Below are 26,125 nucleotides of genomic sequence, written 5' to 3'. Positions count from 1 at the left end.
CCTCAGAAGCCGTTGGGTACGCGGGTATGCCAGTCAGTCACTTGCTGGTACTGGTGCGCGACGTTGAGCAGGCGGCCTTCCTGGAAATACGGGGCCAGGAGCTGCACGCCCACCGGCAGGCCATCGACGAAACCGGCCGGCATCGACAGGCCCGGCAGGCCGGCGAGGTTGGCGGTGATGGTGTAGACGTCTTCCAGGTACTCGGCGACCGGGTCGGCGTTCTTGGCGCCGATCTTCCAGGCCAGGTTCGGCGTGGTCGGGCCGAGGATCACGTCTACGCCTTCGAAGGCGGCCATGAAGTCGTTCTTGATCAGGCGGCGGATCTTCTGCGCCTTCAGGTAATAGGCATCGTAGTAGCCGGCCGACAGCGCGTAGGTACCGACCATGATGCGCCGCTGCACTTCACTGCCGAAGCCTTCGCCACGGGAGCGCTTGTACAGGTCGGTAAGGTCCCTGGGGTTCTCGCAGCGATAGCCGAAGCGCACGCCGTCGAAGCGCGACAGGTTGGAGGATGCCTCGGCCGGAGCGATCACGTAGTAGGCGGGAATCGCGTGCTGCATGTTCGGCAGGCTGATTTCCTTGATCACCGCGCCGAGCTTTTCCAGCTCCTTGACGCTGGCCTGGACCAGGTCGGCGATGCGCGGGTCGAGGCCGGCGCCGAAGTACTCCTTCGGCAGGCCGATGCGCAGGCCCTGCAGCGAGCCGTTGAGGCTGGCGCTGTAGTCCGGGACCGGTTCGTCGATGCTGGTGGAGTCCTTCGGATCGAAGCCGGCCATGCCTTGCAGGAGCAGGGCGCAGTCTTCGGCGGTGCGGGCCATCGGGCCGCCCTGGTCGAGGCTGGAGGCATAGGCGATCATGCCCCAGCGCGAAACGCGACCGTAGGTCGGCTTGAGGCCGGTCAGGCTGGTCAGTGCAGCCGGCTGGCGGATCGAGCCGCCGGTATCGGTGCCGGTGGCTGCCGGCAGCAGGCGCGCGGCCACGGCGGCAGCGGAACCGCCGGACGAACCGCCCGGAACGTGCTCCAGGTTCCACGGGTTCTTCACGGCACCGTAGTGGCTGGATTCGTTGGCCGACCCCATGGCGAATTCGTCCATGTTGGTCTTGCCCAGGGTCACGGTGCCGGCTTCGGCCAGCCTGGCGACCACGGTGGCGTCGTAGGGCGAGGTGAACGAGTCGAGCATCTTCGAGCCGCAGCTGGTGCGTACGCCCTGGGTGCAGAACAGGTCCTTGTGGGCGATCGGCGCGCCGAGCAGGGCACCGCTCTCGCCGGCGGCGCGGCGGGCATCGGCAGCCTTGGCCTGGGCAATGGCCAGTTCATCGGTGATGCTGATAAAGCTGTTGAGTTGTGGGTCGAGCTGGTGGATGCGCTGCAGCAGCGCGCGGGTCAGCTCTTCGGAGGAAAACGATTTGTCGGCGAGGCCACGGGCGATCCCGGCCAGGGTGAGTTGATGCATGCTGGCGCTATTCCCTTACTCGATGACTTTCGGAACCAGGTACAGGCCGCTGTCCGTCGCCGGGGCGATGGCCTGGTAGCGGTCGCGTTGGTTGCTTTCTGTTACAACGTCGGCGCGCAAGCGCTGACGGGCTTCCAGCGGGTGGGCCAGTGGCTCGATGCCGTCGGTGTCGACTGCCTGCATCTGGTCGACCAGTCCCAGAATGCTGTTCAGGGCATCGGTAGTACGTGGCAGATCGGCCTCGTTCAGGCCCAGCCGGGCCAGATGGGCGATCTTTTCCACATCGCTGCGTTCAAGCGCCATGGGGATCTCCTGGGTAAGAAACGGAATTATCCGGATGAGGAACATGCCGGGGTACACGTGGTCATAAGGCCCGATCGTGTGCTGGCCTGCTCGGAAAAACCGCCAATTTACCATATTGGCGCCTTGCCCAAAATCCCTGCCATTGTTAGAGTTTGCCGCACTTTTTTACCCACGCGTTGCCAGGGTCCCTTTCCCATGTTCAAGAAACTGCGTGGCATGTTTTCCAGCGATCTCTCCATCGACCTGGGCACTGCCAACACCCTTATTTACGTGCGTGAGCGCGGTATCGTCCTGAATGAGCCCTCCGTCGTGGCCATTCGTACCCACGGCAACCAGAAAAGTGTCGTCGCGGTCGGTACCGAAGCCAAGCGCATGCTCGGCCGTACCCCGGGCAACATCGCTGCCATTCGTCCGATGAAGGACGGCGTGATCGCCGACTTCAGCGTCTGCGAGAAGATGCTGCAGTACTTCATCAACAAGGTGCACGAGAACAGCTTCCTGCAGCCGAGCCCGCGCGTGCTGATCTGCGTGCCGTGCAAGTCGACCCAGGTCGAGCGCCGTGCCATCCGTGAATCGGCCCTGGGCGCCGGTGCCCGCGAAGTGTTCCTGATCGAGGAGCCGATGGCCGCCGCGATCGGTGCCGGCCTGCCGGTCGAGGAAGCCCGCGGCTCGATGGTCGTCGATATCGGTGGCGGTACCACCGAGATCGCGCTGATCTCCCTGAACGGCGTGGTCTACGCCGAGTCCGTGCGCGTTGGCGGCGACCGCTTCGACGAAGCCATCGTTACCTATGTGCGCCGCAACTACGGCAGCCTGATCGGCGAATCCACCGCCGAGCGCATCAAGCAGGAAATCGGCACCGCCTACCCGGGCGGCGAAGTGCGCGAAGTCGATGTTCGCGGTCGCAACCTGGCCGAAGGCGTGCCACGTGCCTTCACCCTGAACTCCAACGAAGTGCTGGAGGCCCTGCAGGAGTCCCTGGCGACCATCGTCCAGGCGGTCAAGAGCGCGCTGGAGCAATCGCCTCCGGAGCTGGCCTCGGACATCGCCGAGCGTGGCCTGGTGCTGACCGGCGGTGGCGCCCTGCTGCGCGACCTGGACAAACTGCTGGCCCAGGAAACCGGCCTGCCGGTGATCGTCGCCGAGGACCCGCTGACCTGTGTCGCCCGTGGCGGCGGTCGCGCCCTGGAAATGATGGACAAGCACACCATGGACCTGCTCTCCAGCGAGTGATTCGCCGGATTGCCTTCCTGTCGCCCGGATTTCGGCTAGCCTGCGCAGTGCTGCCCGAAACCGGGTCGGCGTCCGTCAGCGGCGCCGATTCCACCCATCCGAAGCCAGGCCGGTGCGTTGCCGTATGAATGACCTCCTGAACCGTCGTCCACGAGGAGCGGCCCATTAAACCGCTTTTTGCCAAAGGCCCGTCGCTGGGCGTGCGCCTGCTCGTGCTGGTGGTGCTGTCGATCGCCCTGATGGTGGTCGATGCCCGTTTCACCGTACTCAAGCCCGTGCGCAGCCAGATGTCGCTGGTGCTGATGCAGTCCTATGCCATCACCGACCTGCCCGTGCGCCTGTGGCAGGGGGTGGCCAGCCAGTTCGGCAGCCGTACCGAACTCATCGCCGAGAACGAGAAACTCAAGACCGAAGCCCTGCTCCTGCAAGGCCGCCTGCAGAAGCTGGCGGCATTGACCGAGCAGAACGTGCGTCTGCGCGAGTTGCTCAACTCCTCGGCGCTGGTCAACGAGAAGGTCGAGGTAGCCGAACTGATCGGCATGGACCCGAATCCCTTCACCCATCGCATCCTCATCAACAAGGGCGAGCGCGACGGGGTTGTCCTCGGCCAGCCGGTGCTCGACGCTCGTGGCCTGATGGGCCAGGTGGTCGAGCTGATGCCCTATACCTCGCGGGTGCTACTGCTCACCGATACCACCCACAGCATTCCGGTGCAGGTCAACCGCAATGGCCTGCGCGCCATCGCCAGCGGTACTGGCAATCCGGAGCGCCTGGAGCTGCGTCATGTCGCCGATACTGCCGACATCAAGGAAGGCGACCTGCTGGTCAGTTCCGGCCTGGGCCAGCGTTTCCCGGCCGGCTACCCCGTGGCGACGGTGAAGGAAGTGATCCACGACTCCGGGCAGCCATTCGCCATCGTTCGGGCGGTGCCGACCGCCGCGCTCAATCGCAGCCGCTACCTGCTGCTGGTGTTCTCCGACAGTCGCAGCCCTGAAGAGCGCGCCAGCGATGCGGTCAAGGCCCAGGAGGCGGAGCAGATGGGGCCGCCGGCGCCGGGTACCGATCCTGCGCACCCTGCTACCGTGGCCCCCGTCGCCGCGCCGCATGCGCCAGCCGCCGCACCCGCACCCGCACCCGCACCGTCCGCGACGCCCGCAGCGCCAACCTCACCTTCGCGGGAGACACACTGATGGTCAGTACCCACGGCAAGAATGGCTGGGTGGTCTGGTTGACCTTCCTGATCGGCCTGCTCCTGAGCGTCTGGCCGATGCCGCCGTTCATGGATATCTTCCGCCCCTTGTGGCTGGCCTTGCTGCTGGCCTTCTGGACCCTGAACCTGCCGCACCGGATCGGCATGACCACCGCCTTCGTCCTTGGCCTGTGCGAGGATGTGCTCTACGGCACGTTGCTTGGGCAGAATGCGCTGGTGCTGACCCTCATCACCTTCCTCGTGCTGAGCCTGCAGCAACGCCTGCGGATGTTCCCGATGTGGCAGCAGAGCCTGACCATCCTCGTGGTGTTCGGTGTGGCGCAACTGGTGCAGTTGTGGCTCAGTGCCCTCACCGGTAACCGCCAGCCGACCCTGGCGCTGGTCTGGCCCGCGGTCACCAGTGCCTTGCTCTGGCCGTGGATCAGCTTTGGCCTGCGCGGCCTGCGCAGCCGTTTGAGCATCTACTGAACCATTCGCTTTTCGACGCTGACAGGGAGTAGTCAAGATGACCCCGCTGTACCTGGCCTCCGGTTCGCCGCGTCGCCGTGAACTGCTGACCCAGATAGGCATTCCCTTTACCGTCGTCAGCGCCTCCATCGACGAAACCCCGCTTCACGGCGAACAGCCCGGTGCCTATGTCGAGCGCCTGGCCCGTGGCAAGGCGGCGGCGGGCCTGGCCCTGCTCACCGCCAGTGGCGCCAGCGCTCCGCTCGCGGTGCTGGGCGCCGATACCGCCGTCGTGCTCGATGGACGGATCCTTGGCAAACCGGTCGACCGCGATGACGCCCTGGCCATGCTGGCGGCGCTGTCCGGTCGCGAGCACGAAGTGCTGACCGCCGTCGCCGTCACCGATGGACAGCACACGGAAAGCCTGTGCATCAGCAGCCGTGTTGCCTTCAACACCATCAGCGAGGAGCGTGCCCGTACCTACTGGGCCAGCGGCGAGCCCCGGGACAAGGCCGGCGCCTATGCCATCCAGGGGCTTGGCGCGGTGTTCGTGCAGGGCCTGCAGGGCAGCTACTCTGCGGTGGTGGGCTTGCCGGTGGCGGAAACCGCCGAATTGCTGGCCCGCTTCGGCATTCCGTGCTGGCAGGGCGTACCAGGCAGCGAGTGAGGATGCACCGACGCCGTTTATCGCTCGCCAGTCGGTGTCGGGCGATCCATGATTACCCGAAGCCCCTTTGACGAGAGATTGCCATGAGTGAAGAGATCCTGATCAACATCACCCCGATGGAATCCCGCGTGGCGGTGGTGGAAAACGGTGTCCTTCAGGAAGTCCATGTCGAGCGCACCCAGCGTCGCGGCATCGTCGGCAACATCTACAAGGGCAAGGTGGTGCGGGTCCTGCCGGGCATGCAGGCGGCCTTCGTCGATATTGGCCTGGACCGCGCCGCTTTCATCCATGCGTCGGAAATCTCCCTGCGCGAAGGCACCACGGTGGAAAGCATCAGCGCCCTGGTCCACGAAGGGCAGAGCCTGGTGGTCCAGGTGACCAAGGACCCGATCGGCTCCAAGGGCGCACGCCTCACCACCCAGTTGTCGATCCCCTCGCGCTACCTGGTGTACATGCCACGCACCAAGCATGTCGGCATTTCCCTGAAGATCGAAGACGAAGCCGAGCGCGAGCGCCTGAAGAAGGTGGTCAGCGACTGCGTGGCCCAGGAGAACATCCAGGATTCCGGTGGTTTCATCCTGCGCACCGCCGCCGAAGGGGCGGGTGCCGACGAGATCCTCATGGACATCCGCTACCTGCGCCGGCTCTGGGACCAGATCGGCGTCCAGATCAAGACCGTGGGCGCCCCCACTGAAATCTACGAGGACCTCGGCCTGGCCCTGCGCACCCTGCGCGACCTGGTCAACCCGAAGATCGAGAAGATCCGTATCGATTCCCGGGAAACGTTCCAGAAAACCACGCAGTTCGTCGCCGAACTGATGCCGGAAATCGCCGATCGGCTGGAGCACTATCCCGGCGAGCGGCCGATCTTCGATCTCTACGGCGTCGAGGACGAGATCCAGCGTGCCCTGGAGCGCAAGGTGCCGCTCAAGTCCGGCGGCTACCTGGTGGTCGATCCGGCCGAAGCCATGACCACCATCGATGTGAACACCGGTGCCTTCGTCGGCCATCGCAATCTTGAAGAAACCATCTTCAAGACCAACCTCGAAGCGGCCACCGCCATTGCCCGGCAACTGCGCCTGCGCAACATCGGTGGGATCATCATCATCGACTTCATCGACATGGAAGACGAAGAGCACCAGCGCCAGGTCCTGCGCACGCTGGAAAAGCAGCTCGAACGCGACCATGCCAAGACCAACATCATCGGCCTGACCGAACTGGGCCTGGTACAGATGACCCGCAAGCGCACCCGCGAAAGCCTGGAGCAGGTGCTCTGCGAGCCGTGCATCTGCTGCCAGGGCCGCGGCAAGCTGAAAACCCCGGAAACCGTCTGCTACGAAATCTTCAGGGAAATCCTTCGCGAAGCGCGGGCCTACCAGGCCGAAGGGTACAGGGTGCTCGCCAACCAGAAGGTGGTGGACCGCCTGCTGGACGAAGAATCGGGGAATGTCGCCGAACTCGAAGCCTTTATCGGGCGAACCATTCGCTTCCAGGTGGAGTCCATGTATTCCCAGGAACAATACGATGTGGTGCTGCTCTGACTGGCCCTGAATCCCGGATGGTGGCAAACCCTGCATGTCAGGCCATAGTTAGGGCTTGCACGAGTCGGGGGCCACAGCTATGGAGCGTCTGATCCTCGTTCTGGCTGCCCTGGTTCGCTGGGGGCTGGGCGCCTGCGCATTGGTCGCGGTGCTGGTGGCCCTGTATGTCAGCCTCGGGCGCGAGCTGGTTCCACTGGTCGCCGAGTACCGTACCGACGTCGAGGACAAGGCCGCGGCAAGCCTCGGCCTGCCCGTGCATGTCGGTGAGCTGGAAGGGCGTTGGAGCGGGCTGGCGCCGATCCTGGTGGTTCGCGACGTGCAGGTCGGCGAGGGCGCTTCGGCCTTGCGCCTGGACGCAGTCAAGGTCGTCCCCGACCTGTGGGCCAGCCTGATGGCGCGGGATGTGCGCCTGGCCCGGGTGGAGCTGGGTGGGCTACAACTCAACCTGCACGAAGACGAAAGCGGCAAGTGGACCCTCAAGGGCCTGCCGGTGCAGGACGACGACCAGCCACTGGACGTCGAGCAGGCGCTGCGGCGCATGCAGATGGTCTCCCGGGTTTCGCTGCTGGACAGCCAGATCACCCTGGAACCCTTCGATCACGATCCCATGACCCTGACCTATGTCGGCCTCAGCTTGCAGACCGGCAGCGTGCGCCAGCGCCTGGACGCGCGGCTGACCCTGCCCGACGGCCAGCCCGTGGCGCTGAGTCTGAAAAGCCGGATTCGCCCGGCGCAGTGGCGCGAGGCCGAGGTCGAGGCCTACGCCAGCCTGCCGCAGAGCGACTGGGCCAAATGGCTGCCGGCCCGCCTGCTGGGCCAATGGCAACTGCCACAGCTGCGTGCAGGCGGCGAGGTCTGGCTCGACTGGGGCAAGGGCACGGTGCAAAGCGCCACGGTGCGCCTGAATGCCCCGCAAGTACAGGCCGCCTACGCCGAACGCAAGCCGGTGAAGCTCGACAACCTGGCGCTCAATGCATGGCTGCGGCGGGATGACGAAGGCATTCAACTGAGCATCGACTCGTTGGCCATGAATCTGGGTGAGACACGCTGGGAATCCCGCGTCCGCATCAGTCAGTCGATGGCCGGTGACGAGGGCGAGTTGTGGAAGATCCAGGCCGACCGTGTCGACCTGACGCCTTTGACACCGGTGATCCAGGCCCTCGGCCCGCTGCCGAAACAGGCCATGGCGGTGGTCGATGGCCTCAAGGTCACCGGTGGGCTGCGCAACGTCCTGCTCGAAGTGCGGCCGCAGGTCGAGGGTGACCGCAGATTCAGCTTCGCCGCCAACCTCGACCGCGTCGGCTTCGATGCCTATCACGGCGCTCCGGCGGCGGGGAACGTCAGCGGCAGTATCAGCGGTGACCTGGGGCATGGCGAGCTGCGCCTGGATACCGACAGGTTCATGCTGCACCTGGCGCCGATCTTCGCCGATCCCTGGCATTACCTGAAGGCCAACGCCTTGCTGACCTGGAAGCTGGACAAGGAAACCTTCACCCTGGTCGCGCCCTATCTCAAGGTGCTGGGGGAGGAAGGCAAGATCGCCGGCGACTTCCTGATCCGCCTGCATCTGCAACCGGGGCACGAAGACTACATGGACCTGCGGGTCGGCCTGGTCGAGGGGACGGCCGCTACACCGGCAAGTACCTGCCCGAGGTGCTCAGCCCCGAGGTCGATCACTGGTTGCGCACGGCGATTCTCAAGGGAACGGTGGACGAGGGGTATTTCCAGTACCAAGGGTCGCTGAACCATGGTGCGCCGGATCATGCCCGCAGCATCAGCCTGTTCTTCAAGGTGCGCGATGCGGCCCTGGACTTCCAGCCGGGCTGGCCGCAACTGAGCAAGGTGGACGGCGATGTGTTCATCGACGACCACGGCGTGCGGATCAAGGCCAGTACCGGACAGATACTCGATACTCGGGTGAGCGACGTGTTGGTGGATATCCCCCATGTTCCGGCCGGCGAGCACAGTCATCTGCTGGTCGATGGCAAGTTCGACGGCACCCTGGCCGACGGCGTGAAGATTCTTCAGCAAGCGCCGATCGGCACCGGCCCCACCTTCGCCGGCTGGGAAGGCGAGGGCGACCTGACCGGCTCGCTGAAGCTGGATATCCCGCTGGCCCACGGTATCGAGCCCAAGGTCGTGGTGGACTTCCATGCCGAACAGTCGCGCCTGAAAATCAGTGAGCCGGTCCTGGAGCTGAGTCAACTGAAGGGGGACTTCCGTTTCGACCTGGGCCAGGGCCTGAGTGGCAAGAACATCAGCACCGTGGCGTTCGGCAAGCCGGTGACCGCCGAGATTTTCGCCGAAGGCAAGCCCGGGCAGTTGCAGACCCGGATCGTTGCCAAGGGCCAGATTGCCCTGAAGTCCTTGACCGACTGGCTGCAGTTCACCCAACCGTTGCCGGTTTCCGGGGAGTTGCCGTACCAATTGCAGGTGTCCCTGGGGCGGGATAACCAGCTAGTGGTCGATTCCAGCCTCAAGGGCCTGGCCATCGACCTGCCCGCGCCCTTCGGCAAGGCAGCCAGCGACACCCGCAGCAGCCAGTTCCGCATGAACCTGGGAGGCACCGAGCGGCGTATCGACGCGAGCTATGTCGATCTGGCCAGCCTGGCCATGGCCGCTCCGGCAGGCAAGGCCGAACAGGTGCGCGGCGAATTGCTGCTCGGCGCAGGGGCCGCGCAGTTGCCGACCAGCCCGGGCTTGCGCGTGCGTGGCCGGATTGCCGAGGTGAACCTCGACGATTGGCAGAGCAAGGCCGGTAGCTACACCGGCGACGATCCGGGGGGCAGTGCCCGGCAGATCCTGCGGAGCGTTGAATTGAGCGTGGGCAAGATCAAGGCCTACGACTTCGAACTGAACCAGGCGGTAGTACGCCTTGATCGCAGCAGCGACAGTTGGGGATTGCGCCTGGATAGCCAGGAAGTGATCGGCAATGCGCGGATTCCCGACGCCAAGGCGGCGCCCATCGTGGTCCAACTGCCGACCTTGCGCCTGCCTGCTGCCGACCCCGCGGTCGAAGCCGAGCCGGATGCCCCGGATCCACTGGCGTCGAGCGATCCTCGCAAGGTTCCTGCGGTGAACCTGAGCATCGACAAACTGTTCCGTGGCGACGACCTGATGGGCAGTGTGTCCCTCAAATCGCGACCCACCGCGCAGGGTGTGGCATTCAATGACCTGGACCTGAATCTCAAGGGCCTGGCGATCAACGGTTCCGCCGCCTGGGAAGGTACCCCCGGCGCCAGCAGCAGTTGGTACAAGGGGCGCGTCGAGGGCGGTAACCTCGCCGATGTGCTCAAGGCCTGGAACTTTGCGCCGACCGTGACCAGCCGCGATTTCCATATGGACGTCGATGGCCGCTGGCAAGGTTCGCCGGCCTGGATCAGCCTCAAGCGCTTCTCCGGAAGCATGGACGCTTCGCTGCGCGACGGGCAGATCGTCGAGGTGGACGGCAGTGCCCAGGCGCTGAGGGTGTTCGGGCTGCTCAACTTCAACTCGATCGGTCGCCGCCTGCGCCTGGACTTCTCCGACCTGCTGGGCAAGGGGCTGAGCTACGATCGGGTCAAGGGCCTGCTGGTGGCTAGCGAAGGGGTCTATGTAACCCGCGAGCCGATCACGCTCACCGGCCCGTCGAGCAACTTCGAACTGGAAGGCACGCTGGACATGGTTCGCGACCGGATCGCCGCCAACCTGATGGTGACCCTGCCGGTGACCAACAACCTGCCACTGGCGGCGCTGATCGTTGGTGCGCCTGCCGTCGGCGGCGCCCTGTTCCTGGTGGACAAGCTGCTGGGCGACCGGGTGGCTCGCTATGCCAGTGTCAACTATCGGGTCGAAGGCCCGGTGAAAGAGCCTAAGATTACCTTCGTGAAACCCTTTGATAAATCAAGGTAGAGCGTGGCCATGACCTTTGCCGTCATCCAGATGATCAGCCAGGACGATATCGCCGCCAACCTGGCCCGCGCCCGGGCACTGCTCGAACAGGCAGCAGGGCAAGGCGCACGGCTTGCAGTACTTCCGGAAAACTTCGCTGCCATGGGCCGCCGCGACAGTGCCGCCATCGGCCTGGCCGAAGCCCGTGGCGAAGGGCCGATCCTGCCCTGGTTGAAACGCACGGCCCGCGACCTCAGATTGTGGATAGTAGCGGGCACCTTGCCGCTGCCGCCCGTCGACCGGCCCGAGGCCAAAGCCCATGCCTGCTCCCTGCTGGTAGACGAGCACGGCGAGCTGGTCGCCCGCTACGACAAATTGCACCTGTTCGACGTGGACGTGGCCGACAACCGCGGCCGCTATCGCGAGTCGGACGATTATGCCCATGGCGCCAATGTGGTGGTGGCCGATACCCCGGTGGGCAAGCTGGGCCTCACGGTCTGCTACGACCTGCGCTTTCCCGAGCTGTACAGCGCACTGCGCGAGGCCGGGGCGGAACTGATCACGGCGCCGGCGGCCTTTACCGCGGTGACCGGCGCTGCGCACTGGGAAGTGCTGATCCGTGCGCGCGCCATCGAGACCCAGTGCTATGTGCTGGCTGCGGCCCAGGGTGGAATGCACCCGGGACCGCGTGAAACCCACGGCCAGGCGGCGATCGTCGACCCCTGGGGGCGGATCCTCGCGCAGCAGGCCCGCGGCGAAGCGGTGCTGCTGGCCACGCGCGACAGCGCAGAACAGGCGTCCATACGGGCGCGGATGCCGGTGGTCTCGCACCGGCGCTTTTTCTCGCAGGACGCATTGCGGCCTGCGCACACCTCGGAGTGACTATGAGCGAGTTGTTAACAAGCGTCAGCGAGCAACTGCTGGCCCCCGGCGACCTGACCCTCGACAGCCTGCAGAGCGTGCTGGGCGAGCTGGCCGGGCCGGGCATCGACGCGGCTGACCTGTATTTCCAGGGCCAGATCTCGGAGTCCTGGGCGCTGGAAGACGGCATCGTCAAGGAAGGCAGCTTCAATCTTGACCAGGGCGTGGGTGTGCGTGCCCAGTCCGGCGAGAAGACCGGCTTCGCCTACAGCAATGCCATCAGTCTCGAAGCCCTGAGCGCCGCTGCCCAGGCGGCCCGCTCGATTTCCCGGGCCGGGCAGAACGGCACGGTGCAGGCTTTCCGCAGCCAGGCGATCACGCCCCTGTACGCGGCGGACAACCCGCTGGAAGTCATCAGCCGGGCGGAAAAGGTCGCCCTGCTCAAGCGTGTCGATGCTGCCACCCGCGCGCTCGATCCGCGGATCCAGCAGGTCAGCGTGAGCATGGCCGGGGTCTGGGAGCGCATCCTGATCGCCGCTGCCGATGGCAGCCTGGCGGCCGACGTCCGGCCGTTGGTGCGCTTCAACGTCAGCGTGATCGTTGAACAGAATGGTCGCCGCGAACGCGGTGGCCATGGCGGCGGCGGACGCACCGACTATCGCTATTTCACCGAAGACCGGGTCATGGGCTTTGCCCGCGAGGCGCTGCGCCAGGCGCTGGTCAACCTGGAAGCGCTGCCGGCTCCGGCAGGCACCTTGCCGGTGGTGCTGGGGCCGGGTTGGTCCGGCGTGCTGCTGCACGAAGCGGTCGGCCATGGCCTTGAGGGCGACTTCAATCGCAAGGGCAGTTCGGCGTATAGCGGGCGCATCGGCGAGAAGGTTGCGTCGAGCCTGTGCACCATCGTCGATGACGGTACCCTGAAGGATCGTCGCGGCTCCCTGAGCGTCGATGACGAGGGTACGCCGACCGAATGCACCACCCTGATCGAGAACGGCAAGCTGGTCGGCTACATGCAGGACAAGCTCAACGCGCGCCTGATGGGCATGGCCGTCACCGGCAACGGGCGCCGCGAGTCCTACGCGCATCTGCCGATGCCGCGCATGACCAACACCTACATGCGGGCGGGCGAGAGCGATCCGGCGGAAATCATCGCTTCGGTCAAGCGCGGCCTGTACTGCGCCAACCTTGGTGGCGGCCAGGTGGATATCACCAGTGGCAAGTTCGTCTTCTCCACCAGCGAGGCGTACCTGATCGAAGACGGCAGGATCACCGCCCCGGTCAAGGGCGCCACCCTGATCGGCAATGGTCCGGAAGCCATGAGCCGGGTTTCCATGGTCGGCAACGACCTGAGCCTGGACAGCGGCGTGGGGACCTGTGGCAAGGATGGGCAGTCGGTGCCGGTTGGCGTGGGCCAGCCGACCCTGAAGATCGATGCGATCACCGTGGGTGGCACGGGCGCATGAGCGGGACACCGGGCGGGCAGGGTGCCTGCCCGGTAGCGTGAATCAGCGCAGGCCGCGCTGGCTCTCGTCGAGGTCGCGAATGTACTTGAAGATCTTGCGCGCTGCGGTTGGCGGCTTGTTGGTCTTGGCCTCGTGCTGGGCCTGACGGATCAACGAGCGCAGTTGCTGGCGATCGGCTTCCGGGTACTCCTGGACGAATTTTTCCAGGACGTCGTCGGTGCCGCCGATCAGCCGGTCACGCCAGCGTTCGAGGTTGTGGAAGCGCTCGTTGTACTGGCGCGAAGACGCGTCCAGCTGGTCGAGCAGGGCGTTGATGGCGTCGAGGTCCTGGTCGCGCATCAGCTTGCCGATGAACGAACGGTGACGGCGCTTGGCCTCGTTGGCCGTGTGCTTCTTGTGTTCTTCGAGTGCTTTGCGCAGCTCGTCGGTCAGAGGCAGTTTGGCCAGGGTATCGGGCTTGAGCGTGGTAAGGCGCTCGCCCATATCGACCAGCGCCTGGAGTTCGCGCTTGATCTGGGATTTGCTTTTTTCGCCTTCGTCGAAGGCATCGTAAGAATCAACCATGGGGGCAGTCCGCTGAGAAACGCCGCCATGATAACCAGTCGGGGGCCGCTTGTCCGGCCCGGTCGCTCGATGACCCTCGCCGAACGCCGTATTTGAGTGGAGAAAACCATGAGTGCAGTCCAGAGCGTAGGTCCGCAAGCCCTGCCGGCCTTGCAGGAGCAGGTCGAGCAGATCATCGCCGAGGCGAAACGCCAGGGCGCCAGCGCCTGCGAGGTAGCGGTGTCGCTGGAGCAGGGCTTGTCGACCTCGGTGCGCCAGCGCGAAGTGGAAACGGTGGAATTCAACCGTGACCAGGGCTTTGGCATCACCCTCTACGTTGGCCAGCGCAAGGGCTCGGCCAGCACCTCGGCCAGCGGCAGCGACGCCATTCGGGAAACCGTCGCGGCGGCCCTGGCGATTGCCAAACACACCTCCGAGGACGATTGCGCCGGGTTGGCCGATCCGGCGCTGATGGCCCGCGACCTGCCGGATTTCGATCTGTACCACGCCTGGGATATCACCCCGGAACAGGCCATCGAGAAAGCGCTGGTCTGCGAAGCGGCGGCTTTCGATGCCGATCCGCGGATCAAGAATGCCGACGGTACTACCTTGAACACCCATCAAGGTTGCCGGGTCTACGGCAACAGCAACGGTTTCATCGGTGGCTACGCGTCGACCCGGCACAGCCTGAGCTGCGTGATGATCGCCGAAGGCGACGGACAGATGCAGCGTGATTACTGGTACGACGTGAATCGCCAGGGCGAGTTGCTGGCCGATCCCAAGGCCATTGGCATTCGCGCCGCGCAGCGTGCCGCCAGTCGCCTTGGCGCAAGGCCGGTGCCGACCTGCGAGGTGCCCGTGCTGTTCTCGGCGGAGCTGGCCGGCGGATTGTTCGGCAGCTTCCTGTCGGCGATTTCCGGCGGCAACCTGTACCGCAAATCGTCGTTCCTCGAAGGCACCATCGGCCAGCGCCTGTTCCCGAGCTGGCTGACCCTCGATGAGCGTCCTCATCTGCCACGGGCACTGGGCAGTGCTGCATTCGATGGCGATGGCCTGGCGACCTATGCCAAGCCGTTCGTCGAAAACGGCCAGTTGGTTTCCTATGTCCTGGGCACCTACTCGGGGCGCAAGCTCGGTCTGCCAAGCACGGCGAATGCGGGTGGCGTGCACAACCTGTTCGTTTCCCACGGTGTCGAGGACCAGGCGGCGCTGATCCGCCGGATGGGGCGTGGCTTGCTGGTCACCGAACTGATGGGCCACGGCCTGAACATGGTGACCGGTGATTATTCCCGCGGTGCGGCAGGCTATTGGGTGGAAAACGGCGAGATCCAGTTCGCTGTCCAGGAAGTCACGATCGCCGGGAATATGAAAGATATGTTCCAGCAGATCGTAGCCATTGGCAGTGATCTTGAAACCCGCAGCAACATCCACACCGGCTCGATCCTGATCGAGCGGATGACCGTAGCCGGTAGCTAAACGGCGCTTCGTCTGTTTCACCTGAAAGCCCGGCCCTTGCGCCGGGCTTTTTCGTTGGTGTCACAACGGGGTTGTACTGATTCTATTTATCAATTAATAATGAATATCATTATCTCGGCGATGATATTCCTGCCATGAAATCCGTCCTTCGCGAACTGCCCTACCTCGATAACTGGCGCTGGCTGAGCCTGCGCATCCGCTGCGCGCTGGAGCCCGACGAGCCGCGCCTGATCGAGCATTACCTGGCCGAAGGGCGCTACCTGGTCTGCTGCACCGACACCTCGGCCTGGGGCGTCGCCCTGACTTCGTTCCGTGTTCTGCTCGATACCGCCTGCGATCGCATGCTGCCGTGGCACTGGCGCTGCCTGTGCCTGGACCAGGCCTGGCGACCGCTGCTGCAACTGCGCAAGCTCGACGGCGGCGAGCACGGCCAGCGCTGGCAGCCGCTGGCCTTGCAACTGGCGAACTGCACGCTGTTGCCTTCGATTTCATCCTTTGAACTGATGCAAGGACTTGATGATGAGTAATACCCGTATCGAGCGTGACAGCATGGGCGAGTTGCAGGTGCCGGCCGAGGCCCTGTATGGCGCCCAGACCCAGCGTGCGGTCGACAACTTCCCGATCAGCCGGCAACGCATGCCGGCCCAGTTCATCCGTGCGCTGTTGCTGGCCAAGGCCGCGGCAGCCCGGGCCAATGTCCAGCTGGAACAGATCACCCAGGTCCAGGGTGAGGCCATAGTCGCTGCCGTGGAGCAACTGCTGGCTGGCGACTTCATGCAGCACTTCCCGGTGGACGTGTTCCAGACCGGCTCCGGCACCAGCTCGAACATGAACGCCAACGAGGTGATCGCCACCCTCGCCAGCCGCATCGCCGGCGACCAGGTCAACCCGAACGACCACGTCAATTGCGGGCAGAGCAGCAACGACATCATCCCCACCACCATTCACGTCAGTGCCGCGCTGGCCCTGCATGAGCAACTGCTGCCGGCGCTGCAGCATCTGGTCGGGATCATCGAGACCAAGGCGGTGCAGGTCCACGCGTTCGTCAAGACCGGCCGTACCCATCTGATGGATGCCATGCCCGTCCGCATGAGCCAGGTGCTGGCTGGCTGGGCGCAGCAGATCAAGGCCAGTATCGGCCACCTGCGGGACACCCTGCCGGCCCTCCAGGCCCTGGCCCAGGGTGGCACGGCGGTGGGCACCGGGATCAACGCCCATCCACAGTTTTCCGTGCTGTTCTCCAGGCAGTTGAGTGAACTGACCCGCGTCGACTTCGTGCCGGGCGATAACCTGTTCGCCCTGATCGGCTCCCAGGACACTGCGGTTGCCGTCTCCGGCCAGCTCAAGGCCACCGCCGTGGCGTTGATGAAAATCGCCAACGACCTGCGCTGGATGAACTCCGGCCCGCTGGCCGGCCTTGGGGAAATCGAGCTGGAAGGGCTGCAGCCGGGCTCCTCGATCATGCCGGGCAAGGTCAATCCGGTGATTCCGGAAGCCACGGCGATGGTCGCTGCCCAGGTCATTGGCAACGACGCGACCATCACCGTCGCCGGCCAGTCGGGCAACTTCGAGCTGAACGTGATGCTGCCGGTCATTGCCCGCAACCTGCTGGAAAGCATCGAGCTGATGGCCAATGCCAGCCGCCTGCTGGCCGACAAGGCCATCGCCAGCTTCAAGGTCAACGAGCCGAAGCTCAAGGAAGCGCTGGCGCGCAACCCGATCCTGGTGACCGCGTTGAACCCGATCATCGGTTACCAGAAGGCTGCCGAGATCGCCAAGACCGCCTACAAGCAGGGCCGCCCGATCATCGATGTGGCGCTGGAACATACCGAGCTGTCGCGTACCCGGCTGGAAGTCCTGCTGGATCCGGAGAAGCTCACCGCCGGCGGAATCTGAAACCGCCGACAACCGCTTTGGAGGTTCGCCATGCAGCACTGGAAACGTACCACCGAGATTGCCAACCGCCTGTTCAACCAAGGGGCTCTGGTCGATGCCCGTGAGCTGTACCTGCAGGCCCTGGCCTTGGCCCAGGTACTGTTCGAGCGCTGGCAGGACGCCGACGAAGCGGTCGCCGCCTGCGTGATCTCCCATCACAACCTGGCGGACCTTCATCTGCGCCTGAAGCAGCCCCAGGAAAGCGCCGAGTATCTCTGCGCGATTCATCAACGCCTGCTCGCGGCCAGCCAGGATCCGCGCCTGCCCGAGCCATTGCGCCAGGCGGCCTTGCGCCACAGCGGCAAGACCTACACCGAACTGCTGAGCTTCATCAGCGAGTACGGCCAATACCCGCGTACCGAGCGCCTGCTGTACCGGCAGGAGCCACAGCCCGGTGTGCTGGCCGGTCGCGACCCCGTGATTTCCCAAGCCATCCGACAAGGAATCCACTGATGCCACACGCCTTGCCTGCATTGCCCTACGCCTACGACGCGCTGGAACCGCATATCGATACCCAGACCATGCAGATCCACCACACCAAGCATCACCAGACCTACATCAACAACCTCAATGCCGCCCTCGATGGCACCGAATGGGCCGAATGGCCGGTGGAGAAGCTGGTGGCGGCGGTCAAGCAACTGCCGCAGGGCCTCCAGGCCGCGGTCATCAACCAGGGCGGCGGCCACGCCAACCACACCCTGTTCTGGACCGTCATGTCGCCGAACGGCGGTGGCGTGCCTCACGGCGCGGTAGCCAAGGCCATCGACGAGCAACTGGGCGGTTTCGAAGCCTTCAAGGACGCCTTCACCAAGGCCGCACTGACCCGCTTCGGCAGCGGCTGGGCCTGGCTGAGCGTGACGCCGGAGAAGCGCGTCGTGGTGGAAAGCAGCGGCAACCAGGACAGCCCGCTGATGCACGGCAACACGCCGATCCTTGGCCTGGACGTCTGGGAGCACGCCTACTACCTGCTGTACCAGAACCGCCGCCCGGAATACATCAACGCGTTCTACAACGTGGTCGATTGGGCCGAAGTCGAGCGGCGCTACCTTGCCGCCGTGGCGTGAGTGACAAGCGAATGCGCTCGGATGTCTTGTCCGTAAGCAGCGTGCGTTTGTTTCGCCTGGCGCTGGGCACCCTGTTGCTGCTGGTGGGTACGGCCTTGCTGGTGGCCCAGGGGATTGCCTGGCTCGACCTGGAGCCGCGGATGATGCGGGCACTGGAGGGCGGGGCGCTTTGTGCGCTTGGCACCGCGCTCGGTGCAGTACCGGTGCTGGTGATCCGCAGCATGCCGGTGGCGCTGGCGGACACCCTGTTGGGCTTTGGTGCTGGCGTCATGCTGGCGGCGACGGCGTTCTCGCTGATCATCCGGGGCTGGATGCCGCCCAGGCGGTGGGCTTCGGCAAGTGGGGCGCGGTAGTCTGGTCAGCTTCGGCCTGTTGTCCGGCGCGTTGTGCCTGTATCTGGTGGATCGCCAGGTCTCCAGCGCTTCGCCCGAGGCGCTGGTGGCCTGCGGCACCCAGCCGGTGATACCGGCGCGGATCTGGATCTTCGTCATCGCCATCATTGCCCACAACATTCCGGAAGGTATGGCCATCGGTGTGTCTGCCGGCGGTGGCATGCCGGATGCGGACAGCCTGGCGATGGGCATCGCCTTGCAGGACGTACCGGAAGGGTTGGTGATCGCGCTGGTGCTGGCCGGCGCCGGGATGGCGCGCTTCAAGGCGTTCCTGATCGGCGCGGCGTCCGGACTGGTAGAGCCTGCGGCGGCATTGGTGTGTGCCTGGTTGGTCAATGTGGCCGAGCTGCTGTTGCCGCTCGGGCTGGCCTTTGCGGCCGGGGCGATGTTGCTGGTGGTGACTCAGGAAATCATTCCCGAGTCGCGGGCCAACGGGCACCATCGGTTGGCCAGCCTGGGGCTGTGCGTCGGGTTCTGCCTGATGATGGTGATGGATACCGCGCTGTCTTGATAAAGGCTGCGACTAACCCTGTGGGAGCTGGCTTGCCTGCGATGGACTGCGAAGCGGTCCCGAAACCATGAGCCCCGAATGAAAAAGCCCGCCAAATGGCGGGCTTTTCGTGGCTGGGTGGCGACTTCACTCACCTTCATCAAAGCGATTGTTGATCAATTCCACCAGCGCCTGGATCGCTTCATTGTCCTGTTCCCCTTCCGCAGACAGGTGCACCGTGGTGCCCTTGCCCGCCGCCAGCATCATCACCGCCATGATGCTCTTGCCGTCCACCAGCTTGTCCGGCGCGCGCCCGACCTTGACCGTGCAGGGAAACTTGCCGGCCACGCCGACGAATTTGGCGGCAGCACGGGCATGCAGCCCCAGCTTGTTGATGATCTCGATTTCAATGGCGGGCATCGCGGGAGGGATCCTGTGGACTAGAGGTCGCGGTGGCGGACCTGGACGTTCTTCAATATGGGTTGCAGCAACTGGCCCAGGCGCTCGGTCAGGTAGACCGAGCGATGGTGACCTCCGGTGCAGCCGATGGCAACGGTGACGTAGGCGCGGTTGCTGGCGGCGAAGCGTGGCAACCATTTCAGCAGGTAGGACGATATGTCCTGGAACATCTCTTCCACATCCGGTTGTGCCGCCAGGTAATCGATGACGGGCTCCTCCAGGCCGGAATGCTCGCGCAGTTCCGGTTTCCAGTACGGATTCGGCAGGCAGCGCACGTCGAATACCACATCGGCATCCACCGGCATGCCGCGTTTGAATCCGAAGGACTCGATCAGGAAGGCGGTACCGGGCTCAGGCTGGTTCAGCAGGCGCAGCTTGATCGAGTCACGCAACTGATAGAGGTTCAGGTTGGTGGTATCGATTTTCAGGTCCGCCAGGTCGGCGATGGGGCCCAGCAGTTCGCTTTCAACCCGTATCGCTTCGGCCAGCGAACGGTCCTGGTTGGTAAGCGGGTGACGCCGCCGGGTTTCGGAGAAGCGCTTGAGCAGGGTGTCCTCATCGGCGTCCAGGTAAAGCACATCGCATTGGATATGCCGGGACCTCGCTTCCTCCAGCAATTCGGGGAAGCGTGTAAGGTGGCTGGGCAGGTTGCGGGCATCGATCGATACCGCAACCCGCGGTTGCAGCAGTTCGGTGTTGAGCAGCGCGCTTTCCGCCAGTTGCGGCAGCAGGCCGGCGGGGAGGTTGTCGATGCAGTAGAAGCCGTTGTCTTCCAGGACATCGAGGGCGGTGCTCTTGCCCGATCCGGAACGGCCGCTGACGATGACCAGGCGCATGCTCAGGACTCGTTCTGCCCGTCCAGGACAACCTGGTACAGGGCGGTGCTGCTGTCGGCGGCGCGCAGCCTGTCACGAATTTCCTTGCGATCAAGCATGCTGGCAATCTGGCGCAGCAGCTCCAGGTGCGCATCGGTGGCGGCTTCCGGGACCAGCAGGACGAACAGCAGGTCTACCGGGGCGCCGTCGATGGCGTCGAAATCGATGGGGGCATCCAGGTGCAGCAAGGCGCTGACCGGACTGGCGCAGCCCTTGAGCCGGCAGTGAGGAATCGCGATCCCGTTGCCGAAGCCTGTGGAGCCCAGCTTCTCGCGGGCAATCAGGCTTTCGAACACTTCCTGTCGGTCCAGTCCGGGAACATCCGTCCCGATCAGGTTGGCGATCTGTTCAAGTACGCGCTTTTTACTGCCACCCGGCACGTTCACCAGGGAACGGCCGGGGGTCAGGATGGATTCAAGTCGGATCATGGATGAGTGGGATCAGCGGGCCGCTGCGCCTTGCAGCAGGCTTTGCTGTTTTTCCTTGTGTTTTTTCAGTTGGCGGTCGAGCTTGTCGGTCAGGAGGTCGATTGCGGCATACATGTCTTCGTGCTCTGCGTTCGCTACCACCTCGCCACCAGGGATCTGCAAGGTCGCTTCCACTTTCTGCTGGATTTTCTCGACCTTCATGATGACCTGAACGTTGGTGATGCGGTCGTAATGACCCTCCAGGCGCTTGAGCTTCTGCTCGACATAGTCACGAAGCGGTGGAGTAACTTCTACATGTTGTCCACTGATGTTGACTTGCATACTGCTTCTCCTTTATTGCCGTGCATAAAGAGGCAGGTGTTGCGCCTGCCACTGAATTGCGATGGCACATCTCAGGGAATGTCACATCAATCGCTTGCGTTCACTCGATGGCGCAATGCCAAGGGATTCGCGGTACTTGGCGACGGTGCGACGTGCTACCTGGATGCCTTGTGCCTCCAGTAAACCAGCGATCTTGCTGTCACTCAATGGCTTTTTCTGATTTTCCGCAGCAACCAGTTTCTTGATGATCGCGCGGATGGCGGTGGAGGAGCATTCACCCCCTTCGGAGGTACTGACGTGGCTGGAGAAGAAGTACTTCAACTCGTAGATGCCGCGAGGGGTGTGCATGTATTTCTGCGTGGTGACGCGGGAAATGGTCGACTCGTGCATGCCCACCGCCTCGGCGATGTCATGCAGCACCAGCGGCTTCATGGCCTCGTCGCCATGGTCGAGGAAGCCGCGCTGATGCTCGACGATCTGGGTCGCTACCTTCATCAGGGTCTCGTTGCGGCTCTGCAGGCTCTTGATGAACCAGCGCGCCTCCTGCAACTGGTTGCGCATGAAGGTGTTGTCGGCACTGGTGTCCGCACGGCGGACGAAGCCGGCATATTGCGGGTTGACCCGCAGGCGCGGCACCGCTTCCTGGTTCAGTTCGACCAGCCAGCGTTCGTTGTCCTTGCGCACGATGACATCGGGCACCACGTATTCCGGCTCGCTGGACTCGATCTGCGAGCCGGGGCGCGGGTTCAGGCTCTGTACCAGCTCGATGACCTGGCGCAGCTCGTCTTCCTTGAGCTTCATGCGGCGCATGAGCTGGCTGTAGTCGCGGCTGCCGAGAAGGTCGATGTAGTCGCTGACCAGGCGCTGGGCTTCGTTCATCCACGGCGTGCTGGCGGGCAGCTGGCGCAGTTGCAGCAACAGGCACTCGCCCAGGTTGCGCGCACCGATGCCCGCAGGCTCGAACTGCTGGATGCGGTGCAGGACGGCTTCGACTTCGTCCAGCTCGATATCCAGCTCAGGGTCGAAGGAGTCGCAGATTTCCTCCAGGGTCTCGTCGAGGTAGCCCTGGTTGTTGATGCAGTCGATCAGGGTGACGGCGATCAGGCGGTCGGTGTCCGACATCGGTGCCAGGTTGAGCTGCCAGAGCAGGTGGCTTTGCAGGCTCTCGCCGGCCGAGGTGCGGGTAGTGAAGTCCCACTCGTCGTCATCATTGCTGGGCAGGCTGCTGGCGCTGGTCTGGTAAATGTCTTCCCAGGCGGTATCGACAGGCAGTTCGTTGGGGATCCGCTCGTTCCATTCGCCTTCTTCGAGGTTCTCCGCAGTGGCTGTGGATTGTTCGAAGCTGCTCTCCTGAGACTCCGCGACGGGCTTGCTCTCGGCGTTGTCGGCCATGGGGTCGCTGTTGTCGAAGTCGTCGCCGTCTTCCTGGCGTTCGAGCATCGGATTGGACTCCAGGGCTTCCTGGATTTCCTGCTGCAGGTCCAGCGTGGAGAGCTGGAGCAGACGGATGGCCTGTTGCAACTGCGGGGTCATCGTCAGTTGCTGGCCCATTCTTAGGACGAGCGATGGTTTCATGGCTGGGGCTTTACACCTTATTCGCCGGCGCGCATGCGCCATCTACGACACGGGCGCTGGGCGCCAATTTTAAGCAAGTTATATGCCTGAAATTGTAGCGTTTGCCTAGAGCGCTGTAACAATTAAGCCCGGAATAATGGCTTAATGCCAGCGCTCGGGTCATTCCGAATTGTCGACCTACAGACGGAACTCGTGGCCGAGGTACACCTCTTTCACCAATTGGTTGGCGAGGATGGTTTGCGCATCGCCTTCGGCGATCAACTGGCCGTCGTTGACGATGTACGCGGTTTCGCAGATGTCCAGGGTCTCGCGGACGTTGTGGTCGGTGATCAGCACACCGATACCCTTGGCCTTGAGGTGATGGATGATCTGCTTGATGTCGCCGACCGAGATCGGGTCCACGCCGGCGAAGGGTTCGTCGAGCAGGATGAACTTCGGTGCGGTGGCCAGGGCCCGGGCGATTTCCACCCGGCGGCGTTCACCGCCGGACAGGCTCATGCCGAGGTTGTCGCGAATATGGCTGATGTGGAATTCCTGCAGCAGGCTTTCCAGCTCCTTGCGCCGGCCGTCGCTATCGAGGTCCTTGCGGGTTTCCAGGATCGCCATGATGTTGTTGGCCACCGACAGCTTGCGGAAGATCGAGGCTTCCTGGGGCAGGTAGCCGATGCCGGCGCGGGCGCGGCCGTGCATGGGCTGGTGGCTGACGTCCAGGTCGTCGATCAGCACGCGGCCCTGGTCGGCCTGGACCAGGCCGACGATCATGTAGAAGCAGGTGGTCTTGCCGGCGCCGTTCGGGCCGAGCAGGCCGACGATCTGGCCGCTGTCGATGGACAGGCTGACATCGCGCACGACTTGCCGGCTCTTGTAGCTCTTGGCCAGGTGCTGGGCTTTGAGGGTTGCCATTACTCGGCCTTCTTCTTCGGCTGGATCACCATGTCGATGCGATTGCGCGGGGTCTTGATGTCCTTGCCGCCGCGACCGGCCGTGGCGACCTGAGTCTTGGAGTTGTAGACGATCTTCTCGCCCTCGGTGGTGTTGCCGGCGTTGATCACCTTGGCTTGGTCGGTAAGGACGATCAGGTCCTTGCCCGCCTGGTACTGGATCTGCTTGGCGTAACCCTGCATCTTGTCCGGCTTGGAGGCGTCCTGCTGCTGCTCGAAGTAGGCCAGGTTGCCCACCGAGGTCGCGGTGTCGATATCGCCGGCCTGGTTCAGGGTGACGGTTACCGTATGGCCTTTGATCATCATCGAGCCCTGGGTGATGATGACGTCGCCGGTGTAGGTCGCGACCTTGTTCTTGTCATCCATCTGGGCGCTGTCGGCCTGGATGCGCACGGGCTGTTCGCGATCATTCGGCAGGGCCAAGGCGCTCGCGCTTCCCAGTGCCGCGCTCAGGCTGAGCAAATATGGGAGGGTTTTAACGAGCCTCATACTGTCCTCTTACGTTGGACAGCAGGTCCATCCTGCCGTCTTTCAAATACGCTTTCATTCCCTTGCCCGTAGTCACGCCACCGGCGCCGTCGATTCTAACGTCTTGCTCGGTTTGCGCATATTGCTTCTGCGGGAATACCGTCATGCGGCTGGAAGTGATGATGGTGGTGCGATCCTTCTCGTCGGTGCGGGCGACCCGTACCGAATCGATCAGTTCCACCTCGGTTCCGTCGGGGTTGACCTCGCCGCGCTCGCTCTGCACGTGCCAGGGGAAGGTGGTTCCGCGGTACATCTGCAGGTCGGGCTTGGTCAGCAGGGTGACTTCGCTGGCCTTGAGGTGCTCGACCTTGTCCGCGGTCATTTCGTATTGCAGCTTGCCGTCAGGCAGGAACTGCACACTGTGGGCATTGATCGCATAGTAGTCGATGGCGCTTTCATCGACCTGAGCCGCTGGCTGGTCAAGGAAGCGCTCGGGCACGATGTTCCAGTAGCCGATCGCCCCGAACACCAGGGCGATCACGCCGAACAGCGCGATGTTGCGAATCTTCTTGCTGAACATGGCGTGCTCTACAGGTAGTGGGCGTTTGCCGCTTCAAGGTTGCCCTGGGCTTGCAGGATCAGTTCGCAGAATTCGCGAGCTGCACCTTCACCGCCGCGGGCCTGGGTCACGCCGTGGGCGTGCTGGCGGACGAACGCTGCCGCGTTGGCCACCGCCATGCCGAGGCCGACCCGGCGAATCACCGGCAGGTCTGGCAGGTCGTCGCCCAGGTAGGCGACCTCTTCATAGCTTAGGCCGAGCTGGGCGAGAAGCTCGTCCAGTACCACCAGCTTGTCCTCGCGGCCCTGGTACAGGTGCGGGATGCCGAGGTTCTTCGCCCGGCGCTCGACCACGGGCGTCTTGCGACCGCTGATGATCGCGGTGGTCACGCCCGAGTTCATCAGCATCTTGATGCCTTGCCCGTCGAGGGTGTTGAAGGTCTTGAACTCGCTGCCGTCCTCGAGGAAGTACAGGCGGCCGTCGGTCAGCACGCCGTCCACATCGAAAACCGCCAGCTTGATGGCTTTGCCGCGTTGCAACAGGGTATTCATCACATCACTCCGGCGCGCAGCAAGTCGTGCATGTTCAACGCCCCGACCGGACGGTCGGTCTTGTCGACGACGACCAGTGCGCTGATCTTGTGGTCTTCCATGATCTTCAGGGCCTCGGCGGCGAGCATTTCGGCGCGGGCGGTCTTGCCGTGGACGGTCATGACCTCTTCGATCAGGGTCTTGTGCACATCGATGTTGCGGTCGAGGCTGCGGCGCAGGTCGCCGTCGGTGAAGATCCCGGCCAGGCTGCCGTCGGTCTCGACCACCACGGTCATGCCCAGGCCCTTACGCGACATTTCCAGCAGGGCGTCCTTGAGCAGCGTGCCGCGGTTGACCTGCGGCAGCTCGTCGCCAGCATGCATCACGTTCTCGACCTTGAGCAGCAGGCGGCGACCCAAGGCGCCACCGGGGTGGGAGAAGGCGAAGTCTTCGGCGGTGAAGCCGCGTGCCTCGAGCAGGGCTATGGCCAGGGCGTCGCCCAGCACCAGTGCGGCGGTGGTCGAGGAGGTCGGTGCCAGGTTCAGCGGGCAGGCTTCCTGGGCGACCCTGGCATCGAGGTTGACCTCGGCGGCCTTGGCCAGGGGCGAGTCGGGGTTGCCGGTCAGGCTGACAAGCTTGATGCCGAGGCGCTTGATCAACGGCAGCAGGGTGACGATTTCGGCGGTGGAGCCGGAGTTGGACAGCGCCAGGATGATGTCGTCCCGGGTGATCATGCCCATGTCGCCGTGGCTGGCCTCGGCAGGATGGACGAAGAACGCCGGGGTCCCGGTGCTGGCGAGCGTTGCGGCAATCTTGTTGCCGATATGCCCGGATTTGCCCATGCCCACCACGACAACGCGGCCCTTGCTGCCCAGGATCAGTTCGCACGCCTTGACGAAATCGGCGTCGATATGGGCGAGCAAGCCCTGCACCGCCTCGATCTCGAGGCGGATGGTGCGCTGCGCGGATTGGATCAGGTCGGTGGATTGGCTCATGTCGGAAATCGGGTTGCCTGATGAA

25 protein-coding genes and 2 pseudogenes are annotated in these 26,125 nt (G+C 64.1%); 14 read left to right on the top strand and 13 right to left on the bottom strand.

The features are described from left to right. Window positions 1-2: 2 nt before the first annotated feature. Both gatA and gatC read right to left on the bottom strand, forming a co-directional pair. Window positions 3-1,454: an Asp-tRNA(Asn)/Glu-tRNA(Gln) amidotransferase subunit GatA gene (gatA, locus tag CSV86_RS20230; RefSeq protein WP_009398179.1), complete on the bottom strand. Its 1,452-nt coding sequence runs from the start codon at window positions 1,452-1,454 to the stop codon at window positions 3-5. 15 nt (window positions 1,455-1,469) lie between these two features. Further along, complete coding sequence (gene gatC, locus CSV86_RS20225) at window positions 1,470-1,757, bottom strand: Asp-tRNA(Asn)/Glu-tRNA(Gln) amidotransferase subunit GatC (protein WP_009398181.1); 288 nt, start codon at window positions 1,755-1,757, stop codon at window positions 1,470-1,472. Between the two features lie 195 nt (window positions 1,758-1,952). Between gatC and mreB the strand changes: the two genes are divergently transcribed. The 8 genes and pseudogenes from mreB to tldD all read left to right on the top strand — a co-directional run bounded on the left by mreB (window position 1,953) and on the right by tldD (window position 13,049). Beyond that, window positions 1,953-2,990 carry a rod shape-determining protein MreB gene (gene mreB, locus CSV86_RS20220; protein ID WP_008371426.1) on the top strand — a complete coding sequence of 346 codons (1,038 nt, stop codon included), beginning with the start codon at window positions 1,953-1,955 and terminating at the stop codon, window positions 2,988-2,990. Between the two features lie 164 nt (window positions 2,991-3,154). Continuing rightward, entirely contained in the window at window positions 3,155-4,180 is a 1,026-nt protein-coding gene (gene mreC / locus CSV86_RS20215; RefSeq protein WP_080604745.1) for a rod shape-determining protein MreC, read from the top strand. Continuing rightward, window positions 4,180-4,668: a rod shape-determining protein MreD gene (gene mreD / locus CSV86_RS20210; protein ID WP_009398188.1), complete on the top strand. Its 489-nt coding sequence runs from the start codon at window positions 4,180-4,182 to the stop codon at window positions 4,666-4,668. Before mreC ends, mreD begins: the two co-directional genes overlap by 1 nt. A gap of 37 nt (window positions 4,669-4,705) precedes the next feature. Continuing rightward, a complete protein-coding gene (locus tag CSV86_RS20205; protein WP_009398189.1) occupies window positions 4,706-5,314 on the top strand; it encodes a Maf family protein in 609 nt (202 codons plus the stop codon). A gap of 83 nt (window positions 5,315-5,397) precedes the next feature. Then, a complete protein-coding gene (gene rng / locus CSV86_RS20200; RefSeq protein ID WP_009398191.1) occupies window positions 5,398-6,855 on the top strand; it encodes a ribonuclease G in 1,458 nt (485 codons plus the stop codon). 79 nt (window positions 6,856-6,934) lie between these two features. Further along, window positions 6,935-10,746 (top strand): annotated as a pseudogene (locus tag CSV86_RS20195) (YhdP family protein). Between the two features lie 9 nt (window positions 10,747-10,755). Then, complete coding sequence (locus CSV86_RS20190) at window positions 10,756-11,607, top strand: carbon-nitrogen hydrolase family protein (protein ID WP_009398194.1); 852 nt, start codon at window positions 10,756-10,758, stop codon at window positions 11,605-11,607. 2 nt (window positions 11,608-11,609) lie between these two features. Then, window positions 11,610-13,049 carry a metalloprotease TldD gene (gene tldD, locus CSV86_RS20185; RefSeq protein ID WP_009398196.1) on the top strand — a complete coding sequence of 480 codons (1,440 nt, stop codon included), beginning with the start codon at window positions 11,610-11,612 and terminating at the stop codon, window positions 13,047-13,049. Window positions 13,050-13,091: 42 nt separating this feature from the next. On the opposite strand, the gene yjgA is transcribed toward tldD, so the two are convergent. Next, window positions 13,092-13,613 carry a ribosome biogenesis factor YjgA gene (yjgA, locus tag CSV86_RS20180; RefSeq protein ID WP_009398198.1) on the bottom strand — a complete coding sequence of 174 codons (522 nt, stop codon included), beginning with the start codon at window positions 13,611-13,613 and terminating at the stop codon, window positions 13,092-13,094. A gap of 108 nt (window positions 13,614-13,721) precedes the next feature. Here yjgA and pmbA point away from each other — a divergent pair, with 108 nt between their 5' ends. From pmbA to CSV86_RS20150, 6 genes and pseudogenes are all read left to right on the top strand, one after another. Beyond that, window positions 13,722-15,068, top strand: a complete 1,347-nt coding sequence (gene pmbA / locus CSV86_RS20175) for a metalloprotease PmbA (RefSeq protein WP_009398200.1) — start codon at window positions 13,722-13,724, stop codon at window positions 15,066-15,068. Between the two features lie 134 nt (window positions 15,069-15,202). Beyond that, on the top strand, window positions 15,203-15,595 hold the full coding sequence (locus tag CSV86_RS20170; RefSeq protein WP_009398202.1) for a hypothetical protein: 393 nt from the start codon (window positions 15,203-15,205) through the stop codon (window positions 15,593-15,595). Next, on the top strand, window positions 15,588-16,964 hold the full coding sequence (locus tag CSV86_RS20165) for a class II fumarate hydratase (RefSeq protein ID WP_009398203.1): 1,377 nt from the start codon (window positions 15,588-15,590) through the stop codon (window positions 16,962-16,964). The genes CSV86_RS20170 and CSV86_RS20165 overlap by 8 nt, the downstream gene beginning before the upstream one ends. A 30-nt stretch (window positions 16,965-16,994) precedes the next feature. Next, window positions 16,995-17,456 (top strand): DUF2753 family protein, encoded by a 462-nt coding sequence (locus CSV86_RS20160; RefSeq protein ID WP_009398205.1) that lies wholly within the window; start codon window positions 16,995-16,997, stop codon window positions 17,454-17,456. After that, a complete protein-coding gene (locus CSV86_RS20155; RefSeq protein ID WP_009398207.1) occupies window positions 17,456-18,067 on the top strand; it encodes a superoxide dismutase in 612 nt (203 codons plus the stop codon). The genes CSV86_RS20160 and CSV86_RS20155 overlap by 1 nt, the downstream gene beginning before the upstream one ends. 11 nt (window positions 18,068-18,078) lie before the next feature. Continuing rightward, window positions 18,079-18,970: pseudogene (locus tag CSV86_RS20150) on the top strand (ZIP family metal transporter). A gap of 126 nt (window positions 18,971-19,096) precedes the next feature. Here CSV86_RS20150 and CSV86_RS20145 read toward each other — a convergent pair. The 10 genes from CSV86_RS20145 to CSV86_RS20100 form a co-directional block, all read right to left on the bottom strand. Next, on the bottom strand, window positions 19,097-19,369 hold the full coding sequence (locus CSV86_RS20145; RefSeq protein ID WP_009398212.1) for an HPr family phosphocarrier protein: 273 nt from the start codon (window positions 19,367-19,369) through the stop codon (window positions 19,097-19,099). A 20-nt stretch (window positions 19,370-19,389) separates the two neighbouring features. Then, window positions 19,390-20,244 carry an RNase adapter RapZ gene (gene rapZ, locus CSV86_RS20140; RefSeq protein ID WP_009398214.1) on the bottom strand — a complete coding sequence of 285 codons (855 nt, stop codon included), beginning with the start codon at window positions 20,242-20,244 and terminating at the stop codon, window positions 19,390-19,392. 2 nt (window positions 20,245-20,246) lie between these two features. Then, window positions 20,247-20,711, bottom strand: coding sequence for a PTS IIA-like nitrogen regulatory protein PtsN (ptsN, locus tag CSV86_RS20135; RefSeq protein WP_009398216.1), 465 nt, complete (start codon window positions 20,709-20,711; stop codon window positions 20,247-20,249). A gap of 12 nt (window positions 20,712-20,723) precedes the next feature. After that, on the bottom strand, window positions 20,724-21,032 hold the full coding sequence (gene hpf / locus CSV86_RS20130; RefSeq protein WP_009398218.1) for a ribosome hibernation-promoting factor, HPF/YfiA family: 309 nt from the start codon (window positions 21,030-21,032) through the stop codon (window positions 20,724-20,726). 81 nt (window positions 21,033-21,113) lie between these two features. Continuing rightward, the gene (locus tag CSV86_RS20125; protein WP_009398220.1) at window positions 21,114-22,607 is read right to left on the bottom strand and encodes an RNA polymerase factor sigma-54; all 1,494 of its coding nucleotides are present in this window, start codon (window positions 22,605-22,607) and stop codon (window positions 21,114-21,116) included. Window positions 22,608-22,784: 177 nt separating this feature from the next. Further along, a complete protein-coding gene (gene lptB / locus CSV86_RS20120; protein WP_009398222.1) occupies window positions 22,785-23,510 on the bottom strand; it encodes an LPS export ABC transporter ATP-binding protein in 726 nt (241 codons plus the stop codon). Then, window positions 23,510-24,037, bottom strand: a complete 528-nt coding sequence (lptA, locus tag CSV86_RS20115) for a lipopolysaccharide transport periplasmic protein LptA (protein ID WP_037059928.1) — start codon at window positions 24,035-24,037, stop codon at window positions 23,510-23,512. Before lptA ends, lptB begins: the two co-directional genes overlap by 1 nt. Next, window positions 24,024-24,596 (bottom strand): LPS export ABC transporter periplasmic protein LptC, encoded by a 573-nt coding sequence (gene lptC, locus CSV86_RS20110; RefSeq protein WP_009398226.1) that lies wholly within the window; start codon window positions 24,594-24,596, stop codon window positions 24,024-24,026. Before lptC ends, lptA begins: the two co-directional genes overlap by 14 nt. Window positions 24,597-24,604: 8 nt before the next feature. Then, the gene (locus CSV86_RS20105; RefSeq protein WP_009398228.1) at window positions 24,605-25,126 is read right to left on the bottom strand and encodes a KdsC family phosphatase; all 522 of its coding nucleotides are present in this window, start codon (window positions 25,124-25,126) and stop codon (window positions 24,605-24,607) included. Further along, window positions 25,126-26,100 (bottom strand): KpsF/GutQ family sugar-phosphate isomerase, encoded by a 975-nt coding sequence (locus CSV86_RS20100; RefSeq protein ID WP_009398229.1) that lies wholly within the window; start codon window positions 26,098-26,100, stop codon window positions 25,126-25,128. Before CSV86_RS20100 ends, CSV86_RS20105 begins: the two co-directional genes overlap by 1 nt. Window positions 26,101-26,125 lie beyond the last annotated feature (25 nt).

This window comes from Pseudomonas bharatica CSV86 (assembly GCF_000319305.2).
Classification (GTDB): Bacteria; Pseudomonadota; Gammaproteobacteria; order Pseudomonadales; family Pseudomonadaceae; genus Aquipseudomonas; species Aquipseudomonas bharatica.
This window is presented reverse-complemented; position numbering and strand designations above follow the sequence as displayed.

What these genes read in the sequence shown, in the direction of transcription:
- hpf (WP_009398218.1), bottom strand. Translation starts at nt 21,032, where the DNA reads ATGCAAGTCAACATCAGTGGACAACATGTAGAAGTTACTCCACCGCTT.
- mreB (WP_008371426.1), top strand. Translation starts at nt 1,953, where the DNA reads ATGTTCAAGAAACTGCGTGGCATGTTTTCCAGCGATCTCTCCATCGAC.
- CSV86_RS20165 (WP_009398203.1), top strand. Translation starts at nt 15,588, where the DNA reads ATGAGTAATACCCGTATCGAGCGTGACAGCATGGGCGAGTTGCAGGTG.
- CSV86_RS20125 (WP_009398220.1), bottom strand. Translation starts at nt 22,607, where the DNA reads ATGAAACCATCGCTCGTCCTAAGAATGGGCCAGCAACTGACGATGACC.
- CSV86_RS20155 (WP_009398207.1), top strand. Translation starts at nt 17,456, where the DNA reads ATGCCACACGCCTTGCCTGCATTGCCCTACGCCTACGACGCGCTGGAA.
- lptA (WP_037059928.1), bottom strand. Translation starts at nt 24,037, where the DNA reads ATGAGGCTCGTTAAAACCCTCCCATATTTGCTCAGCCTGAGCGCGGCA.
- pmbA (WP_009398200.1), top strand. Translation starts at nt 13,722, where the DNA reads ATGAGTGCAGTCCAGAGCGTAGGTCCGCAAGCCCTGCCGGCCTTGCAG.
- CSV86_RS20160 (WP_009398205.1), top strand. Translation starts at nt 16,995, where the DNA reads ATGCAGCACTGGAAACGTACCACCGAGATTGCCAACCGCCTGTTCAAC.
- yjgA (WP_009398198.1), bottom strand. Translation starts at nt 13,613, where the DNA reads ATGGTTGATTCTTACGATGCCTTCGACGAAGGCGAAAAAAGCAAATCC.
- mreD (WP_009398188.1), top strand. Translation starts at nt 4,180, where the DNA reads ATGGTCAGTACCCACGGCAAGAATGGCTGGGTGGTCTGGTTGACCTTC.
- CSV86_RS20205 (WP_009398189.1), top strand. Translation starts at nt 4,706, where the DNA reads ATGACCCCGCTGTACCTGGCCTCCGGTTCGCCGCGTCGCCGTGAACTG.
- rapZ (WP_009398214.1), bottom strand. Translation starts at nt 20,244, where the DNA reads ATGCGCCTGGTCATCGTCAGCGGCCGTTCCGGATCGGGCAAGAGCACC.
- CSV86_RS20190 (WP_009398194.1), top strand. Translation starts at nt 10,756, where the DNA reads ATGACCTTTGCCGTCATCCAGATGATCAGCCAGGACGATATCGCCGCC.
- tldD (WP_009398196.1), top strand. Translation starts at nt 11,610, where the DNA reads ATGAGCGAGTTGTTAACAAGCGTCAGCGAGCAACTGCTGGCCCCCGGC.
- gatC (WP_009398181.1), bottom strand. Translation starts at nt 1,757, where the DNA reads ATGGCGCTTGAACGCAGCGATGTGGAAAAGATCGCCCATCTGGCCCGG.
- lptB (WP_009398222.1), bottom strand. Translation starts at nt 23,510, where the DNA reads ATGGCAACCCTCAAAGCCCAGCACCTGGCCAAGAGCTACAAGAGCCGG.
- CSV86_RS20145 (WP_009398212.1), bottom strand. Translation starts at nt 19,369, where the DNA reads ATGCCCGCCATTGAAATCGAGATCATCAACAAGCTGGGGCTGCATGCC.
- CSV86_RS20105 (WP_009398228.1), bottom strand. Translation starts at nt 25,126, where the DNA reads ATGAATACCCTGTTGCAACGCGGCAAAGCCATCAAGCTGGCGGTTTTC.
- ptsN (WP_009398216.1), bottom strand. Translation starts at nt 20,711, where the DNA reads ATGATCCGACTTGAATCCATCCTGACCCCCGGCCGTTCCCTGGTGAAC.
- lptC (WP_009398226.1), bottom strand. Translation starts at nt 24,596, where the DNA reads ATGTTCAGCAAGAAGATTCGCAACATCGCGCTGTTCGGCGTGATCGCC.
- CSV86_RS20170 (WP_009398202.1), top strand. Translation starts at nt 15,203, where the DNA reads ATGAAATCCGTCCTTCGCGAACTGCCCTACCTCGATAACTGGCGCTGG.
- CSV86_RS20100 (WP_009398229.1), bottom strand. Translation starts at nt 26,100, where the DNA reads ATGAGCCAATCCACCGACCTGATCCAATCCGCGCAGCGCACCATCCGC.
- gatA (WP_009398179.1), bottom strand. Translation starts at nt 1,454, where the DNA reads ATGCATCAACTCACCCTGGCCGGGATCGCCCGTGGCCTCGCCGACAAA.
- rng (WP_009398191.1), top strand. Translation starts at nt 5,398, where the DNA reads ATGAGTGAAGAGATCCTGATCAACATCACCCCGATGGAATCCCGCGTG.